Raw genomic sequence first — 16,886 nt, forward strand, 5'->3', positions numbered from 1 at the left:
GTCAGTGGGCGTCGTCCTTCTTGCCGATGCCCAGGTAGGTATCGATGATCCGCTGGTCGTGCAGCAGCTCGCGCGCCGGGCCCTCGAGCGCCACGGCGCCCATCTCGAGCACGTAGGCGCGGTCGGCCACCTGCAGCGCGGCGCGCGCGTTCTGCTCCACCAGCAGCACCGACACGCCGTGCTTGCGCAACTGCGCCACCACGCGCAGCACTTCACGCACCACCAGCGGTGCGAGGCCCAGCGAGGGCTCGTCGAGCATCAGCAGGCGCGGGCGCGCCATCAGCGCGCGGCCGATGGCCAGCATCTGGCGTTCGCCGCCCGAGAGCGTGGAGGCCATCTGCGGCCGGCGCTCCTTCAGGCGCGGGAAGATCTCGAAGATCTCGTCCATGCGCGCGCGCTGGTCGCGCTTGCCCTTGCGCCACTGGTAGAAGCCGCCGAGCAGCAGGTTGTCTTCCACCGACATCTCGCCGAACAGCTCGCGCCGCTCGGGCACCAGCGCCACGCCGCGCGCGACCATGGCCTCGACGCCGGGGCGCGCGATGCGCTCGCCCTGCAGCGACAGGCTGCCGGTGGAAGGCAGCAGGCCCATCGCCGCGCACAGCAGCGTGGTCTTGCCGGCGCCGTTCGGGCCGATCACGGTGACGATCTCGCCTTCGTTCACGTGCAGGCGCACGCTGTGCACCGCCTCCACCTCGCGGTAGGCGACGCAGAAGCCGTCGAGTTGAAGCAGGGGTTGGCTCATCGCGATGCGTCCTCGAGCAGTTCGTCGTCGGCGCCGCCGAGGTAGGCCTCGAGCACGCGCGGGTTGGCCTGCACTTCGGCGGGCGAGCCGGTGGCGATCACGGTGCCGAACTCGAGCACGGTGATGCGGTCGGCGAGGTTCATCACGAACTCCATGTCGTGTTCCACCACGAGGATGCCGAGGCCTTCGGCGCGCAGCTGGCCGAGCAGCTCGGACAGCGCGCGCTTCTCGAGGTGGCGCAGGCCGGCCGCGGGTTCGTCGAGCAGCAGCACCGAGGGCTGGCCCGCGAGCGCGCGCGCGATCTCGACCACGCGCTGCTGGCCCAGCGAGAGCGAGGCCGCGGGCGTGTCGGCATGCGCGCCGAGGCCGCAGCGTTCGATCTGGCGCCGTGCCTCGGCCATCAGCGCGGCTTCCTCCGCGCGGTCCAGCCGCAGCATCGCCGACACCCAGCCGCGCCTGGCGCGCAGGTGGGCGCCGAGCGCCACGTTCTCGATCACGCTGCGCTGGCCGAGCAGACGCACGTGCTGGAAGGTGCGGCCCAGGCCCAGCGCGGCGAAGGCGCGCGAGGGCTTGCCCGACATCGGCTGGCCGACCAGCCGCACCTCGCCGGTGGTGGGATCGTCCACGCCCGAGATCATGTTGAAGAAGGTGCTCTTGCCGGCGCCGTTGGGGCCGATCAGCGCGTGCACCTCGCCGGCCTTGAGGGTCATCGAGATGTCGTTGTTGGCCACCAGCCCGCCGAAGCGCTTGCTCACGCCGTCGGCCTGCAGCAGCAGGCTGCCCGTGGCCGGCAGCGCGCGCTGCGCGAGCTGCTCGGTGCTCGAGACGGCCGGGCCGGCGCCGGCGGCGCGCGGCAGTTCGCGCACCCAGCGGCGCGACAGCCGCGCCAGCGTGGGCCACAGGCCGTCGGCGAAGCGCTGCAGCACGAACAGCATCAGCAGGCCGAACACCACCACCTCGAAGTTGCCGCTGGTGCCCAAGAGCGCGGGCAGGATGTCCTGCAGCTTCTCCTTCAGCAGCGTGATCAGCGTGGCGCCGAGCACCGCGCCCCAGAGGTGGCCCGCGCCGCCGACCACCGCCATGAACAGCATCTCGATGCCGATGTTGAGGTTGAAGGGCGTGGGGTTCACGAAACGCTGCATGTGGGCATAGAGCCAGCCCGAGATCGCGGCCAGCAGCGCGGCCAGCACGAACAGCTTGATGCGGTGGCGCGCGGTGTCCACGCCCATCGACTCGGCCATCAGCCGGCCGCCCTTGAGCGCGCGGATGGCGCGGCCCTCGCGCGAATCGAGCAGGTTGTGCATGGCCCACAGCGCGAGCAGCAGCACGGCCCAGATCACCACGCCGAGCATGCGCGGCGTGGCGAACGAGACGCCCGCGATCACCAGCGGCGGAATGCCGGTGATGCCGGTCTGGCCGCCGAGGAACTCCATGTTGCCGAGCAGGAAGTACAGGCTCAGGCCCCAGGCGATGGTGCACAGCGGCAGGTAGTGGCCCGAGAGCTTGAGCGTGACCGCGCCGAGCGCCCAGGCCAGCGCGAAGGTCAGCACCAGCCCGAGCAGCAGGCCGAGCCAGGGCACCAGCGCGGAACCCGCGAGGCCGCCGAGCCAGCCGGCCGCGGTCGGCGAGGTGCAGATCCAGGCCGTGGCATAGGCGCCCATGCCGACGAAGGCGGCCTGGCCGAAGGAGGTCATGCCGCCGACGCCGGTCAGGAGCACCAGGCCCACGGCCACCAGTGCATAGAGGCCGATGTTGCTGAGCACGGTGACGGTGAAGGGCGGCAGCCAGCCCCAGGCCAGCGCGAGCGCGACGATGAACACCAGCGTGAGCACGCGCGGCGTGACGAGCGGACGGCCCTCGGGCACGGCGTTGGCGGAAGAAGAAGCCACAGGGGTCGATGAAGACGGGTTCATTCCTCGTCCTCCACGTGATGGCTGCGCAGCGAACGCCACCACAGCACCGGGATGATCAAAGTGAAGACCAGCACTTCCTTGTACGCGCTGGCCCAGAAGGAGGAGAAGGCCTCGAGCAGGCCCACCAGCAGCGCGCCCGCGAGCGCCAGCGGATAGCTCGCGAGCCCGCCGACGATGGCGGCCACGAAGCCCTTGAGGCCGATCAGGAAGCCGGTGTCGTAGTAGACCGTGGTGATCGGCGCGATCAGCAGGCCAGACACCGCGCCGATGACGGCCGCGAGCGCGAAGCTCAGGTCGCCCGAGAGCTCGGTGGGAATGCCCGACAGCCGTGCGCCGACGCGGTTGATGGCGGTGGCGCGCAGCGCCTTGCCGATCATCGAGCGGCCGAAGAACCAGAACATCGCGATCACCAGCACCAGCGTGACGCCGACCACCACCAGCGACTGGCCGGTGACGGGAATGCCGCCGAGGTCGAGGCGCAGCTCGGAGAACGCGCTGGTGCGGGAGCCCTCGGCGCCGAAGAAGAACAGCCCGAGACCGATCAGCACGCCGTGCAGCGCGACCGAGACGATCAGGAGCATCAGCACGCTGGCATCGGCCAGCGGGCGGTAGGCGAGGCGGTAGAGCAGCGGGCCCAGCGGCGCGATCAGCACCAGCACGGTGAGCGCCTGCGTCGCGAGCGAGGTGGGCTTGAGCACCAGCACCAGCGCGGCGGCCACCGCGGGGAAGGCCACGCACCAGGTCAGCGCCGAGCGCCAGTCGACCGTGGCGCCGCGCTTCCAGCGCCAGGCCTCGATCGCCAGCACGGCCAGCGCCAGCGCCAGCAGCAGCCACAGCGTGGACGGCGCGCGGCCGCCCTGCAGCGCAGCCATCGACAGCGCGCCGAAGGCGACGAACTCGCCCTGCGGGATGAAGATCACGCGCGTGACCGAAAACACCAGCACCAACGCGAGCGCCATCAGTCCGTAGACCGCGCCGTTCACGATGCCGTCCTGCCCGAGCAGCAGGGCGATCTGCAAATCCATACGACCAACTTTCCTTCAGAAGACCAGGGGCGAGAGAAAAACCGTGCCCCTCTTGCAGGAACACCGCGGGCCGGTGGCGCCGGCCCGCGGTGTCCGTCGTTCAGCCCCGTGCGATCAGGGTTGGAATTTCCAGGCGCCGTTCTCGATCTTGACCATCACGCGCGCGCGCTGGTCCAGGCCCAGGTGGTCGCTCGCGCTCATGGTGAACACGCCGTGCGCGCCCGCCACGTCCTTGGTCTGCTCGAGCGCGTCGCGCAGCGCGGCGCGGAACTCGGGCGTGCCCGGCTGGGCCTTCTTGAGCGCGACCGGCACGGCCGAGCTCATCAGCAGGCCGGCGTCCCAGGCGTGCGCGCCGAAGGTCGAGACCGAGCCCTTGCCGTAGGCGGCTTCATAGGCGGCCACGTAGGCGAGCGCGGACTTCTTCACCGGGTGGCCGGCGGGCAGCTGGTCGGCCACCAGCACCGGGCCGGCCGGCAGGAAGGTGCCTTCCACGTCCTTGCCGCCCACGCGCAGGAAGTCGGCGTTGGCCACGCCGTGCGTCTGGTACATCTTGCCGGTGTAGCCGCGCTCCTTGAGCGTCTTCTGCGGCAGCGCGGCCGGCGTGCCCGAGCCGGCGACCAGCACCGCGTCGGGCTTGGCGGCCATGATCTTCAGCGCCTGGCCGGTGACCGAGGTGTCGGTGCGCGCATAGCGCTCGTTGGCCACGACCTTGATCTTCTTGAGTTCGGCGGCCTTGGCGAATTCCTGCGACCAGCCTTCGCCGTAGGCGTCGGAGAAGCCGATGAAGGCGACGCTCTTCACGCCGTTGGCGGCCATGTGCTCGGCGATGGCCAGCGACATCATGATGTCGTTCTGCGGCGTCTTGAAGACCCACTTCTTCTTGGCGTCCATCGGCTCGATGATGCGGGCCGAGGCGGCCACCGAGATCATCGGCGTCTGTGCCTCGCTGGCCACGTCGATCATCGCGAGCGAGGCCGGCGTGGTGGTCGAGCCCAGGATCACGTCGACCTTGTTCTCGGCGATCAGCTTGCGCGTGTTGTTGACGGCGGCCGTGGTGTCGGAGGCGTCGTCGAGCACGATGTAGTTGATCTTCTGGCCGCCGATGGTCTTGGGCATCAGCGAGATCGTGTTCTTCTCGGGGATGCCCAGCGAAGCCGCCGGGCCGGTGGCCGAGATGGTCACGCCGACGTTGACGTCGGCCCAGGCCGACAGGGCCGTGGCGCACAGGGCGGCGATCAGCAGGGGCTTGAAGAATTTCATGGTTGGCTTGTCTCCGGTTGAAAAAAGGTTGAGGCCTGAAGTATCTCAGCGCTCGTCGAACGAGAGCGTGACGCGTTCCGTAAGGGGGTGGGCCTGGCAGGTCAATACGAAGCCTGCGGCCACTTCATTCTTGTCGAGCGCGAAGTTTCTTTCCATGCGGACTTCCCCGTCCACGCACTTGGCGCGGCAGGTGCCGCACACGCCCGAGGTGCACGAGAACGGCACCTCGAGGCCGGCCGCCGAGGCCGCGTCGAGGATGCTGGGCTGGCCCTCGGTGTAGGTGATCTCGCGCTGCAGGCCGTCGCGCACGATGGTCACGCGCGCGCGCTTGGCGTCGCCGGGCAGGGCCTCGTGCACCACGGCACCGACCTGGGCGGTCGAGCTCGCCGAGGGCAGCGCGACGCCGAAGCGCTCGATGTGGATGCGTTCCTCGGGCACGCCCGCGGCCAGCAGCGCGGCCTCGGCCTCGTCGTTCATCTGGAACGGGCCGCAGATGTAGACGTGGTCGATGCTGCCCGCGGGCACCAGGCCCTGCAGGAACTCGCCGATCTTCTCGCGGTTCATCACGCCGAAGCCCAGCGGCGAGTCGGTGTGCTCGTCGGAGAACACGTGCTGCAGCACCAGGCGCGTCATGTAGCGGTTCTTCAGGTCCTCGATCTCTTCCTTGAACATCGTGGACTGGAGCTGGCGGTTGCCGTAGATCAGCGTGAAGCGGCTCTTCGGCTCGCGCGCCAGCACGGTCTTCATGATCGACAGGATCGGCGTGATGCCGCTGCCACCCGCGATGCCGACATGGTGGCGCGCGGACTCGCCCTCGATCGGCACGAAGAAGCGGCCTTGCGGCGCCATCACCTGGATCGAGTCGCCAGGCTTGAGGTGGGCGTTGATCCAGTTGGAGAACTGGCCGCCGCGCACCTTGCGCACGCCCACGCGCAGCTCGCCGTCGTCGACGCCGGCGCAGATCGAATAGGAACGGCGCAGGTCCTGGCCGTCGATCTCGTTGCGCAGGGTCAGGTACTGGCCCTGCGTGAAGCCGAAGACTTCGCGCAGCGTCTCGGGGACCTCGAAGGAGACGATGACGGCCTCGGGCGTGTCGGGCTCGATGGCCTTCACGCGCAGGGGGTGGAACAGGGTACTCATCGGCGTGGGGCCTAGATCGGCTTGAAATGTTCGAAGGGTTCGCGGCAGGACATGCAGCGGTACAGCGCCTTGCAGGCGGTGGAACCGAAGGCCGACAGCCGCTCGGTGCGCTCGCTCGCGCAGCGCGGGCAGGCGATGCGCTCGCCGGCGAGGCGGCCGAACAGGCGGATCGGCACCGCGGTGCCGGCGGCCTGCTCGGGCGTGAGGTGGGCGGGCGGGGCGATGCCGTAGGCCTTGAGCCTGGCGCGGCCCTCGTCGCTGATCCAGTCGCTGGTCCAGGCCGGCGCGCGGCGCAGGGTGGCGCGCGCGGGGCCGAGGCCGGCGCGCTCGATCGCGGCCAGCACGTCGTGCTCGATGGCCTCGGTCGCGGGGCAGCCCGAGTAGGTCGGCGTCAGCACCACCTCGAGGCCGTCGTCGTGCTCGATCACGTCGCGCACGATGCCGAGGTCGCAGACCGACACGGCCGGCACCTCGGGGTCGGGCACCGAGTGCAGCACCTCCCAGACGGCGTCGATGCGCGAGGCGGCCATGGTGTCGGCAGTCACCACACGCCCCCGGGGAAGGCGCGCTGCAGGTGCTGCATCTCGGCCAGGATGTAGCCCATGTGCTCGCTGTGCACGCCCTGCTTGCCGGTGCTGCGGAACTTGACCTCGGCCGGCGCAGCCAAGCCGGCGGCGTCGAGCACCTGCTGCATCTCGGCGAACCACGGTTCGCGCAATTCGTTCCAGGCCGGGCCCAGGCCGCTGGCGCTGGCCTCGCGGTCGACGGCGTCGGCCTCGAACAGCTCGGGCATGTAGAGCCAGGCCTGCTTGAGCGCGGCCTCGGTGCGGCGGCGCGACTCCTCGGTGCCGTCGCCCAGGCGCACCACCCAGTCGGCCGAATGCTGCTGGTGGTAGCGCGCTTCCTTCAGCGCCTTGCCGGCGATGGCGGCCACTTCCTCGTCGCTCGAGCTCGCCAGCCGTTCCCACAGCAGCTTGAGCAGGGTGGCGATCATGGTGTTGCGCACCACCGAGAAGGCGAAGTCGCCGCGCGGCAGCTCGACCAGCGTGAGGTTGAAGTAGTCGCGCTCCTCGCGCAGGTAGGCGAGCTGGTCCTCGTCGTGCTCGCGGCCGGCGCCTTCCAGCTTGCCGGCGTGGGTGAGCAGCGCGCGCGCCTGGCCCACGAGGTCGAGCGCGATGTTGGCCATCGCGATGTCCTCCTCGAGCACGGGCGCATGGCCGCACCATTCGCCCAGGCGCTGGGCCAGCACCAGGCAGGTGTCGCCGATGCGCAGCAGGTACTGCACGGCGGGCGTGCGGTTCAGTTCGATCGATGCTTGCATGGCCGGCCGCTCACATGTGGTCGACGGACTTGGGCAGCGCGTAGAAGGTCGGGTGGCGGTAGACCTTGTCCTCGGCGGGATCGAAGTACATGTCCTTGTCGCCCGGATCGCTCGCGACGATCTGCTCGGAGCGCACCACCCAGATGCTGCAGCCTTCCTGGCGCCGCGTGTAGACGTCGCGCGCCATCTGGATCGCCATCTTCGAGTCGGCGGCGTGCAGGCTGCCGCAATGCTTGTGGTCCAGGCCGGCCTTGCTGCGCACGAACACTTCCCACAGGGGCCATTCTTGTTTCTGTTCGACGGTCATGCCGCCTCCTTCATCGGTTGCTTGTTGGCATGGACGAGTGCGGCTTCGCGCACCCAGGCGCCGTCTTCCCAGGCGTCGACACGGGCCTGCAGGCGTTCGCGGTTGCAGGGGCCGTCGCCGCCGATCACGCGCCAGAACTCGCTCCAGTCGATGGTGCCGAAGTCGTGCGCCTGGCGTTCCTCGTTCCACTTGAGGTCGGGGTCGGGCAGGGTCACGCCGAGGATGGCCGCCTGCTCGACGGTGGCGTCGATGAACTTCTGGCGCAGCTCGTCGTTGCTGAAGCGCTTGATGCCCCAGCGCATCGACTGCGCCGAGTTGGGCGACTGGTCGTCGGGCGGGCCGAACATCATGATCGAGGGCCACCACCAGCGGTTGACCGCGTCCTGCACCATCGCCTTCTGCGCGTCGGTGCCGTGGGTCATCATGGTCAGCAGCGCCTCGTAGCCCTGGCGCTGGTGGAAGCTCTCCTCGCGGCAGATGCGGATCATGGCGCGCGCATAGGGCGCGTAGGAGCAGCGGCAGATCGGCACCTGGTTCATGATGGCCGCGCCATCGACCAGCCAGCCGATGGTGCCCATGTCGGCCCAGGTCAGCGTGGGGTAGTTGAAGATCGAGCTGTACTTGGCCTTGCCGGTGTGCAGCGCGTCGAACATCTGGTCGCGCGAGGTGCCGAGCGTCTCGGCGGCCGCATAGAGGTAGAGGCCGTGGCCGCCCTCGTCCTGCACCTTGGCCAGCAGGATCGCCTTGCGCTTGAGCGTGGGCGCGCGGCTGATCCAGTTGCCCTCGGGCAGCATGCCGACGATCTCCGAGTGCGCATGCTGGCTGATCTGCCGCACCAGCGTCTTGCGGTAGTGATCGGGCATCCAGTCCTTGGCCTCGATGAAGTCGCCGGCGTCGATGCGCGCGTCGAAGCGTTCCTCGAGCCGCAACTCGTCGGCCGAGCGCAGGGCCTTCTTGCCGTCGCCGGCGTCCTTGCCCATGGTGTCCATGGCTTGTGTGTACATCGCGGTTCTCCTTGAGAGGTGAAGAGGTCGTCGATCGGTGGTCAGTAGCTCAGCTGCTTCGTGGACTGCGCCCGGCGGTCCACCTCGGCCGGTGTCAGGGCCTCGCTCTTGCAGCCGAAATCCTTGAACAGCGCCATCTGGTCGGCGTAATGGGGCGACTTGCGGCCGTCGGGTGCGACGAAGCCGCTCTGGCCCGGCGGGGCGGCGGTGCACAGCACGACGCCCTTGGCGCCGAGCACCACCTTGTCGTTCTGCGTGCCGCGGTTCATGTAGCTCGGCAGGCTCAGCAGCTCGTCGGCCCCGGCCTGCGGTGCGCCGATGAAGTTGCTGGTGAGGAAGACATGCTTCGTCACCGGCGTGCGCCACTTGGCGGTGTCGCTGCCGAAGCGCTTGTCGAGCTCGGCCACGGCCTGCGCGAGCGTGGCGCGCAGCACGGCGTTCTTGTCCTCGCCGTTGAAGAAGTCGTAGCGCTGCGGCACGCCGGCCTTGGGGCCGAGCAGCGCGTTGTAGACCAGCTTCAGGCCGTTGCCCGGGCGGATGCTGGCCACCTGCGTCTCGCCGGCATAGCCGGTGCCCGCATAGGCCGCGAACACCTCGGGCGGCAGGTCGTCGGCCAGCACCTTGCGGTAGAGGATCGGCAGCCAGGCCGTCATGAGCGTCGTGGCCGGGCTGTCGTAGACGCCGCGCTCGGCCGGGTCCTCGTTGAGCATGTTCCAGTCCGCCAGCAGCTGGGCCGCGCGGCGCGCCGGGTCGGCGGCCGGCAGGCCGCGCGTGGCCTCGAGGGCGAAGGGCACGAGGTAGCGTGCGTTGGTGTCGGCGTAGGCGGTGGTGCGGTTGAGCGCCCAGAGCTCGTCGGGCGTGAGCCGGGGCTTGGCCTCGAGCCGCGCCGTGAACTCGTGCACCCGGTCGACCACCGAGTAGTTGCCGCCGTCGCTGACCGCGCCCGGTGCCGACTGGTTGTTCCAGTTGGCGACGTAGCCCTGCGCCGGGTTGAAGGTCTTCGGGTCCTCGCTGAAGGGGCGGATGCCGAGCCATTCCATCGAGCCGTCCCCCACGGCGGGCAGGCGGATGTCCTGCGTGGCCGGGCGGATCGGCAGCCGGCCCGGCGAGACGTAGCCGATGTTGCCGGCGGTGTCGGCGTAGTACCAGTTGATGGTGATGGCCACGCGCGAGGCCTGGGCCAGCCACTGCTCCCAGTTCTGCGCGCGCATCGCGTGGATCCAGCCCAGCAGCGACTCGAGCTCGTAGCCGTCCCAGCTGCGCTTCATCGAGTACGCGGTGCCGTTGGGCAGGTCGAAGTTGGTCACGGTGCCGTGCACGGTGGCGTAGACGTCCAGGCTCTGGTCGGGCTGGCCCTTGACCTTGATGAGCTCGGTGCGCTTGCTCATGGCGCGCATCGCGCCGTTGAACAGGTAGCGGTACTGGTTGGCCGGGTCCAGCTTCTCCTGGTACATGTCGTTCACGTCGAGCGGACCGGCGGTGGCGCCCCAGGCGATCTTGCCGTTGGTGCCGAACAGCACCACGGGATGCGCGAACGGCGTGTTGCCGGTCACGTCGAAGCCGGCGCCGTGCAGGCCGATGCCGAACACGTACGAGGGATTGAACCAGTTGAACTGCGGACCGTTGATGAAGACGGTGCTGCCGTCGGTGGTCTTGTTCGGGCCGGCGATCCAGAGGTTGCTGGCGATCGGGCGGGTCCAGGGCTCGGCCACGCCGCGCTGCGCGGCATCGATCTCGTTGCGCGCGACCAGCAGCTCGGGCGAGACCGGCGCCAGCGCTGCGCGATGGGCGGCGTGCGCATCGTCGGCGGCGCCTCGGGCCACGGCCTTGGGACGCGGCACGGTGGTGGGCGCGAGCGGGTCCTCCACCCAGCGGATCTGGTCGAACAGCTGGCGGCCGGCCTCGTCGCCGCGTGCCTTGCGCAGCTGCTCGAGCAGGCGCAGGTTGGCGAGTTCGCTGCTCACGTTGGAGTAGCGGTTGGCCATGGTGCCGACCCAGATCATCGCCACGTCGTAGCCGCTCCAGTCGGCCTTCGGGCGGAAGCCGGCATCGGCGAACTGCTTGGGCAGCAGGGTGGCCGGCGCGGCCAGCACTTCGTTCACGCGCGCATTGAAGCCGGCGGCATAGCCGTCGAAGATGGCCTTGTCGTCGCTCGACAGGCGCGCCATCTGCGCGCGGATCGAGGCGGGGTCGAAGCTGGCGCGGCTGCCCTTGTCGAGCGCGACATAGGCCGGGCCCATCACTTCGGCGACGGTGCCCAGCACGGCACGGCGCGCCATTTCCATCTGGAACAGGCGGTCTTCCGCGACGGCGTAGCCGAAGCCGTGGAACAGGCCGCGCACGTCGTTGGCATAGACGTGCGGCACGCCGTAGTCGTCGCGCTTGATCGTGACCTTGCCGGCCGGGGGCATGGCCGCGCCGGTGACCGGGGCGGTGGAGTTGGCGGCGCAGCCGGCCAGCGCCACCAGGGCGCAGGCGAGGGCGATCGATCGGAAATTCAGTGTCATCGGTGGCGGTTCGGGGGAAAGCGGCGGCGCCTCAGCGCGGGCGGTTGTCGACCACGCGCCGGGCCTTGCCGGTCTGCGTGCGTTCCATCTCGTTCGGGGCATGCACCACCACGCGGGTGGAGATGCCGACCAGCGTCTTCACGCGGTGCTGCACCCAGCCGGCGATGGCCGCGCGGTCGGCCGCGGCGGCTTCGTTCGGCGCGAGCTCGCAGTGCACCTCGACCTGGTCGAGCAGGCCTTCGCGGCTCACGTGCACCTGGTAGAGGCCGGTGAGGGCACCGTGCGCGAGCACGATCTCCTCCACCTGGGTGGGGAACACGTTCACGCCGCGGATGATCATCATGTCGTCGCTGCGCCCGACGATCTTGCCCATGCGGCGGAAGGCGCGCGAGGTGGGCGGCAAGAGGCGCGTGAGGTCGCGCGTGCGGTAGCGGATGATCGGCATCGCTTCCTTGCTCAGCGAGGTGAAGACCAGTTCGCCTTCCTCGCCGTCGGCCTTCAGTTCGCCGGTCTCGGGATCGATGATCTCGGGATAGAAGTGGTCTTCCCAGATCACCGGGCCGTCCTTGCTCTCGACGCATTCGCTGGCCACGCCCGGGCCCATGACTTCGCTCAGGCCGTAGATGTCGACCGCGTCGATGCCGGCCTTGGCCTCGATGTCGCGGCGCATGGCCTCGGTCCAGGGTTCGGCGCCGAAGATGCCGATGCGCAGCGAGCTGTCCTTGGCGTCCAGGCCCAGGCGCTCGAACTGCTCGATGATCACCTGCATGTAGCTCGGCGTGACCATGATGATGTCGGGCCGGAAGTCCTGGATCAGCTGCACCTGCTTCTCGGTCTGGCCGCCCGACATCGGGACCACGGTGCAGCCGGCGCGCTCGGCGCCGTAGTGCGCGCCCAGGCCGCCGGTGAACAGGCCGTAGCCGTAGGCGATGTGGATCAGGTCGCCGGCGCGGCCGCCCGCGGCGCGGATCGAGCGCGCGACCAGGTCGGCCCAGGTGTCGATGTCCTTCTTCGTGTAGCCGACCACGGTCGGCTTGCCGGTGGTGCCCGACGAGGCGTGGATGCGCGCGACCTGCTGGCGCGGCACCGCGAACATGCCGAAGGGGTAGTTGTCGCGCAGGTCGCTCTTGACCGTGAACGGGAATTTCGCGAGGTCGGCCAGCGTCTTGAGATCGCCCGGCTGCACGCCCTTGGCGTCGAAGGCCTGGCGGTAGTGCGGCACGTTGTCGTAGGCGCGCTGCAGCGTGTCGCGCAGGCGCTGCACCTGCAGCGCGGTGATCTCGTCGCGGCTCGCGGTCTCGATCGGTTCGAGATCGCCGGGGGCGGGGCGGGGTGCTGGCATGACGGGTCCTCGGTTCTTTTTTGCGTTCGGTTCAGGCCGCGACGGCGGGGCGGCCCTTGGCGGTGTAGGAGCGGCCGCGGAAGATCGCGACGCGCTCGCCGCGCTGGTTGGTGATCTCGGTGTCGTAGACGCCGGTGCGGCCGGCCTTCGAGACCTCGAAGCAGCGCGCGGTCAGCAGGTCGCCTTCGCGCGCGGGCGCGATGAAGTCGATCGCGAAGCCCGAGGCCACGGTCAGCTCGTTGTAGGAGTTGCAGGCGAAGGCGAAGGTGGAATCGGCCAGCGTGGCCATGAAGCCGCCGTGGCAGATCGCATGGCCGTTGAGCATGTCGGGGCGCACGCGCATCTCGATCGTGGCCTGGCCCGGGCCGACCTCCACGATGCGCATGCCCAGGCCCTTGGAGGCGTTGTCGTTGGCGAACATGCCGTCGCGCACGTATTCGGCGGTCTGTTGCGGGGTGCGTTCGGTGCTCATGGCTCAGCGGTCCTTGAAGACGGGGGCGCGCTTGGCGCGGAAGGCCTCGACACCTTCGCGGTAGTCGTCGGCGGCGCCGAGGTCGCGCTGCAGGCGGGCCTCCTCGGCCAGTGCGGTGTCGAGGTCCATGGTCTGGGCGGCATTCATCGCGGCGCGCGTGGCGACCAGCGCACGCGAGGGCATGGCGGCGAGCCGGCCCGCGAGCGCGGCGGCGGCATCGGCCAGCGCGGCGTCGTCCACCACCTGCCAGATCAGGCCGATGCGCGCGGCTTCCTCGGCCGGCAGCTTGTCGCCGAGCATCGCGATGCCCAGCGCGCGCGCCGGGCCCACGAGCCGTGGCAGCAGCCAGGTGCCGCCGGTGTCGGGCACCAGGCCGATCTTGGTGAAGGCCTGGATGAAGCTGGCCGAACGCGCGGCGAGCACCAGGTCGCAGCACAGCGCGAGGTTGGCGCCGGCGCCGGCCGCAACGCCATTGACCGCGGCGATCACGGGCACGGGCATGCTGCGGATGCGCTTGACCAGCGGGCCGTACAGCTTCTCGATGACATGGCCCAGGTCCTTGGGCGTGGCGCCGGGCGTGGTGTCGGGCGCGACCATCGGGTCGGCGAGGTCCTGGCCGGCGCAGAAGGCGCGGCCGGCGCCGGTCAGCACCACGCAGCGCACTTCGGCATCGGCCGCGGCCGCTTCGAGCGCCGCCAGCAGTTCGGCGTGCAGTTCGCTCGTGAAGCTGTTGAGCGCCGCGGGGCGGTTGAGGCTCAGTGTGCGGACGGCGCCGGCATTGCCGACGAGGACCAGGGGTTCCGACATGGGCTTGTCTCTCATCTGTGTGGGGGATGACTTCGGGTCAATTACTATTGACCGACCGTTCGGTAGATTTTAGGATCGCGAACGAACCCGGCACAAGTCCAAAGCATTCAGGGAAAACCCTGAATCGCGAGACGAAGGACCGGCACCCCACAGGAGACCGCACCCATGCCCAGCTACGCCATCGACGGCGTGATCCCCGTCGTCGACCCCACCGCCTACGTGCATCCGTCCGCCGTGCTGATCGGCGACGTGATCGTGGGCCCGAACTGCTATGTCGGCCCCTGCGCCAGCCTGCGCGGCGATTTCGGCCGCATCGTGCTCGAGGAGGGCTCGAACCTGCAGGACAACTGCTGCGTGCACGGCTTTCCCGACAACGACACGGTGATCGAGGTCAATGGCCACATCGGCCACGGCGCGATCCTGCACAGCTGCGTGGTGCGGCGCGACGCCATGGTGGGCATGAACGCGGTGGTGATGGACGAGGCCGAGATCGGCGAGAAGGCCATCGTGGCCGCCAGCGCCTTCGTGCCGGCCGGCATGAAGGTGCCGCCGCGCACGCTGGTGGCGGGCATGCCCGCGCGCGTGAAAAGAGAATTGAGCGAGGCCGAGATCGCCTGGAAGCTCGAGGGCACGCAGGTCTACCAGGCGCTCGCGGTGCGCAGCCTCGCGACCATGCGCGAGGTCGAGCCGCTGGCGCAGGTCGAAGCCGGACGGCCGCGGCTGCCGGCGATCGACGTCAAGCCGCTGATCGCGACCAAGCGCAGCTAGGATCGCGCGCTGCCCGTCACACCCTCTCAACGCCAGAACAGAAAGAACACCGATGCCCAGAGGAAGATCCGCCAGCTACGACGACCAGCGCGAGCTCATCCTCGAGCGGGCCGCGCGGCTGTTCGCGCGCCAGGGCTACCCGGCCACCTCGATGAACCAGGTGGCCGAGGCCTGCAATCTCTCGAAGGCCACGCTCTACCACTACTACAAGGACAAGCGCAGCCTGCTGATCAGCATCGCCGAGACGCACGTCTCCAAGCTGGCGGCGCTGGTGGCCGAGGAGGAGGCCTCGACGCAGACCGACGAGGAGCGGCTGCGGCGCTTCATCTACCGCATCGTCGAGGAGTACGCGGGCGCGCAGGACGCGCACCGCGTCCTGACCGACGACGTGCGCTTCCTCGAGGAAGAAGACCGCGAGCGCGTGCTCGACAAGGAGCGCGAGGTGGTCGCGGGCTTCGCGCGCGCGGTGGCCGCGCTGCGCCCGGGCACGCCGAGCGACGACCTGGCCAAGCCGCTGACCATGCTGCTGTTCGGCATGATCAACTGGATGTTCACCTGGATGAAGCCCGGCGGCCAGCTCGACCATGCCTCGATCGCGCCGGTGGTGGCCGACCTGTTCCTCGGCGGCATCGGTGCCGTGAAGGCACCGCCGGCACGCGCGAAGAAGAAGCCGAAGCCGGCGGCCTGAGGGCGCGGCCCTTCAGCGCGCCGCGCCGGCGTAGCGCGCGGCCGGCGTGCCGTTCTGCGAGGCGCCGAAGAGTTGGGCGCGCGCGTCGTCGTAGGCCGCGAACAGCGGCGCGTAGTCGTCCACCGAGGGCATGGTGATCGGCTCGCCGAGGTCGAGGCCGGCGATGGCGGCATCGACGCAGTGCTCGGCCGTCATCACGTGCGCGGGATCGAGGTTCGTGACCGGCACGCCCGACAACTCCCAGATGTCGGTGGCGGTGGCGGCGGGCAGCACCAGCTGCACGCGCACGCCGCTGCCCGCCACTTCCTCCTGCAGGCCGCGCGTGAAGTTCAGCACGAAGCCCTTGGTGCCGCTGTAGATGCTGCTGATCGGCAGCGTGTGGAAGCCCAGCACCGAGCCGATGTTGATCAGCGTGCCGCGGTCGCGCGCCTTGAAGCCCGCGAGCGCCACCAGGCTCAGCCGCGCCAGCGCGGTGACGTTGACGTCGATCATCGACTGCGCCGAGGCGGGCGCGGTCGCGAGCACCGGCGCCAGCGTGGAGGTGCCGGCGTTGTTGACCAGCAGCGTGATCGAGGCATCGGCGGCGATGGCCTGCGCCACGCGCTCGAGGTCGGCGGCGGCGCCGAGGTCGGCCACCAGGGTGTTCACCGTCACGCCGTACTGGCTGCGCAGCGCCTTGGCGGCCTCTTCGAGGCGGTCGCCGCGGCGCGCCACCAGCAGCAGGTCGTGGCCGCGGCGCGCCAGCCGGTCGGCGAAGAGCCGGCCCAGGCCGGCGGAGGCGCCGGTCACCACCGCGGTGCCGGGGTGGGCGGAGGTGTTGTTCGCTTGCTCGCTCATGTCGTTCTCCAGAAAAGAAGTCGGGGTGCCCGCGCGGTCGGCGACCGCTTCCAAAGGCCCTTCGTCGTTAAGCATGATGGTGATCATGTTTGACGGTGCGAAGCATGATGCCTATCATGAATAGCGTCAACCAGGGTCTGGAAGTACCCGGAAAGAGGATGAGGTCACATGCGATACCCCGCAGCGGAAACCGCCGAAAAGCATCAGAAGATCCTGGGCGAGGCCTCGCGCCTGTTCCGCGAGCGCGGCTTCGGCGGCGTGAGCGTGAGCGAGATCATGAAGGCCACGGGCCTCACGCACGGCCCGTTCTACAACCACTTCGACTCGAAGGAAGCGCTGATGGCCGAGTGCGTCGACCATGCGTCGGCGCATTCGCTCGCCGACCTCGACGCCGCCACCCAGCTGCCCAACGGCATGGTCGACTACGTGCGCGCCTACCTCAGCGTGTCGCACCGCGATGCGCCCGGCGACGGCTGCCTGCTCGCGGCCTTCTCGGCCCAGACGGCGCAGAAGCAGGTCACCGCGCCTTCGCTCACTGCGCACATGAAGGCGAGCATCGAGCGCTTCGCGAAGTTCTTTCCGTGGCGCGCGCGCAAGAACGCCGATGCGCGCGGTGACGCGATCCGCGCGGTGGCGGCGATGACCGGCGGGCTGGTGCTGGCGCGCGCGATGAACGACGAGGCGCTGTCCGAGGAGATCCTGCGCGAGGTGCTCGCGGGGATCGAGGGGATGGCGAAGGCCTGAGAGGGCGTC

General features: G+C 69.7%; 17 protein-coding genes. 3 read left to right on the forward strand and 14 right to left on the reverse strand.

The genetic code is table 11. The annotated features are described in order from the left end of the window. Position 1: 1 nt before the first annotated feature. The 13 genes from R0232_RS08335 to R0232_RS08395 all read right to left on the reverse strand — a co-directional run bounded on the left by R0232_RS08335 (position 2) and on the right by R0232_RS08395 (position 13,840). Entirely contained in the window at positions 2–742 is a 741-nt protein-coding gene (locus tag R0232_RS08335) for an ABC transporter ATP-binding protein (protein ID WP_208510732.1), read from the reverse strand. Continuing rightward, positions 739–2,655, reverse strand: coding sequence for a branched-chain amino acid ABC transporter ATP-binding protein/permease (locus R0232_RS08340; RefSeq protein WP_296791739.1), 1,917 nt, complete (start codon positions 2,653–2,655; stop codon positions 739–741). Before R0232_RS08340 ends, R0232_RS08335 begins: the two co-directional genes overlap by 4 nt. Beyond that, positions 2,652–3,680, reverse strand: coding sequence for a branched-chain amino acid ABC transporter permease (locus R0232_RS08345; protein ID WP_093351772.1), 1,029 nt, complete (start codon positions 3,678–3,680; stop codon positions 2,652–2,654). Before R0232_RS08345 ends, R0232_RS08340 begins: the two co-directional genes overlap by 4 nt. A 114-nt stretch (positions 3,681–3,794) precedes the next feature. After that, entirely contained in the window at positions 3,795–4,940 is a 1,146-nt protein-coding gene (locus R0232_RS08350; protein WP_093351770.1) for an ABC transporter substrate-binding protein, read from the reverse strand. 45 nt (positions 4,941–4,985) lie between these two features. Next, positions 4,986–6,080, reverse strand: a complete 1,095-nt coding sequence (gene paaE / locus R0232_RS08355) for a 1,2-phenylacetyl-CoA epoxidase subunit PaaE (RefSeq protein ID WP_093351767.1) — start codon at positions 6,078–6,080, stop codon at positions 4,986–4,988. An 11-nt stretch (positions 6,081–6,091) separates the two neighbouring features. Next, a complete protein-coding gene (gene paaD, locus R0232_RS08360; RefSeq protein ID WP_431512878.1) occupies positions 6,092–6,610 on the reverse strand; it encodes a 1,2-phenylacetyl-CoA epoxidase subunit PaaD in 519 nt (172 codons plus the stop codon). A gap of 11 nt (positions 6,611–6,621) precedes the next feature. Then, complete coding sequence (gene paaC, locus R0232_RS08365) at positions 6,622–7,401, reverse strand: 1,2-phenylacetyl-CoA epoxidase subunit PaaC (protein ID WP_431511825.1); 780 nt, start codon at positions 7,399–7,401, stop codon at positions 6,622–6,624. Positions 7,402–7,411: 10 nt separating this feature from the next. Further along, positions 7,412–7,708 (reverse strand): 1,2-phenylacetyl-CoA epoxidase subunit PaaB, encoded by a 297-nt coding sequence (gene paaB, locus R0232_RS08370; protein ID WP_057593738.1) that lies wholly within the window; start codon positions 7,706–7,708, stop codon positions 7,412–7,414. Next, positions 7,705–8,712 carry a 1,2-phenylacetyl-CoA epoxidase subunit PaaA gene (gene paaA / locus R0232_RS08375; protein WP_431511826.1) on the reverse strand — a complete coding sequence of 336 codons (1,008 nt, stop codon included), beginning with the start codon at positions 8,710–8,712 and terminating at the stop codon, positions 7,705–7,707. The genes paaB and paaA overlap by 4 nt, the downstream gene beginning before the upstream one ends. A 41-nt stretch (positions 8,713–8,753) precedes the next feature. Then, entirely contained in the window at positions 8,754–11,219 is a 2,466-nt protein-coding gene (locus R0232_RS08380; protein WP_431511827.1) for a penicillin acylase family protein, read from the reverse strand. Positions 11,220–11,250: 31 nt separating this feature from the next. Next, positions 11,251–12,561: a phenylacetate--CoA ligase PaaK gene (paaK, locus tag R0232_RS08385; protein WP_093351760.1), complete on the reverse strand. Its 1,311-nt coding sequence runs from the start codon at positions 12,559–12,561 to the stop codon at positions 11,251–11,253. A 31-nt stretch (positions 12,562–12,592) separates the two neighbouring features. Continuing rightward, positions 12,593–13,033, reverse strand: coding sequence for a hydroxyphenylacetyl-CoA thioesterase PaaI (paaI, locus tag R0232_RS08390; protein WP_057593742.1), 441 nt, complete (start codon positions 13,031–13,033; stop codon positions 12,593–12,595). Positions 13,034–13,036: 3 nt separating this feature from the next. Next, positions 13,037–13,840 (reverse strand): enoyl-CoA hydratase-related protein, encoded by an 804-nt coding sequence (locus R0232_RS08395; RefSeq protein ID WP_431511828.1) that lies wholly within the window; start codon positions 13,838–13,840, stop codon positions 13,037–13,039. A gap of 165 nt (positions 13,841–14,005) precedes the next feature. On the opposite strand from R0232_RS08395, the gene R0232_RS08400 reads away from it, so the two are divergent. Together R0232_RS08400 and R0232_RS08405 are read left to right on the forward strand one after the other, a co-directional pair. Then, positions 14,006–14,608 carry a phenylacetic acid degradation protein PaaY gene (locus tag R0232_RS08400; RefSeq protein ID WP_093351755.1) on the forward strand — a complete coding sequence of 201 codons (603 nt, stop codon included), beginning with the start codon at positions 14,006–14,008 and terminating at the stop codon, positions 14,606–14,608. Positions 14,609–14,660: 52 nt separating this feature from the next. After that, positions 14,661–15,296, forward strand: a complete 636-nt coding sequence (locus R0232_RS08405) for a TetR/AcrR family transcriptional regulator (protein WP_093351752.1) — start codon at positions 14,661–14,663, stop codon at positions 15,294–15,296. Between the two features lie 12 nt (positions 15,297–15,308). Here the strand turns inward: R0232_RS08405 and R0232_RS08410 are convergent, their stop codons facing one another. Beyond that, on the reverse strand, positions 15,309–16,133 hold the full coding sequence (locus tag R0232_RS08410) for an SDR family NAD(P)-dependent oxidoreductase (RefSeq protein WP_431511829.1): 825 nt from the start codon (positions 16,131–16,133) through the stop codon (positions 15,309–15,311). A 168-nt stretch (positions 16,134–16,301) separates the two neighbouring features. Between R0232_RS08410 and R0232_RS08415 the strand changes: the two genes are divergently transcribed. Beyond that, the gene (locus R0232_RS08415; protein WP_296781384.1) at positions 16,302–16,877 is read left to right on the forward strand and encodes a TetR/AcrR family transcriptional regulator; all 576 of its coding nucleotides are present in this window, start codon (positions 16,302–16,304) and stop codon (positions 16,875–16,877) included. The last annotated feature ends 9 nt before the right edge of the window (positions 16,878–16,886 follow it).

It is taken from the genome of Variovorax sp. DAIF25 (genome assembly GCF_050711835.1).
Classification (GTDB): domain Bacteria; phylum Pseudomonadota; class Gammaproteobacteria; order Burkholderiales; family Burkholderiaceae_C; genus Variovorax.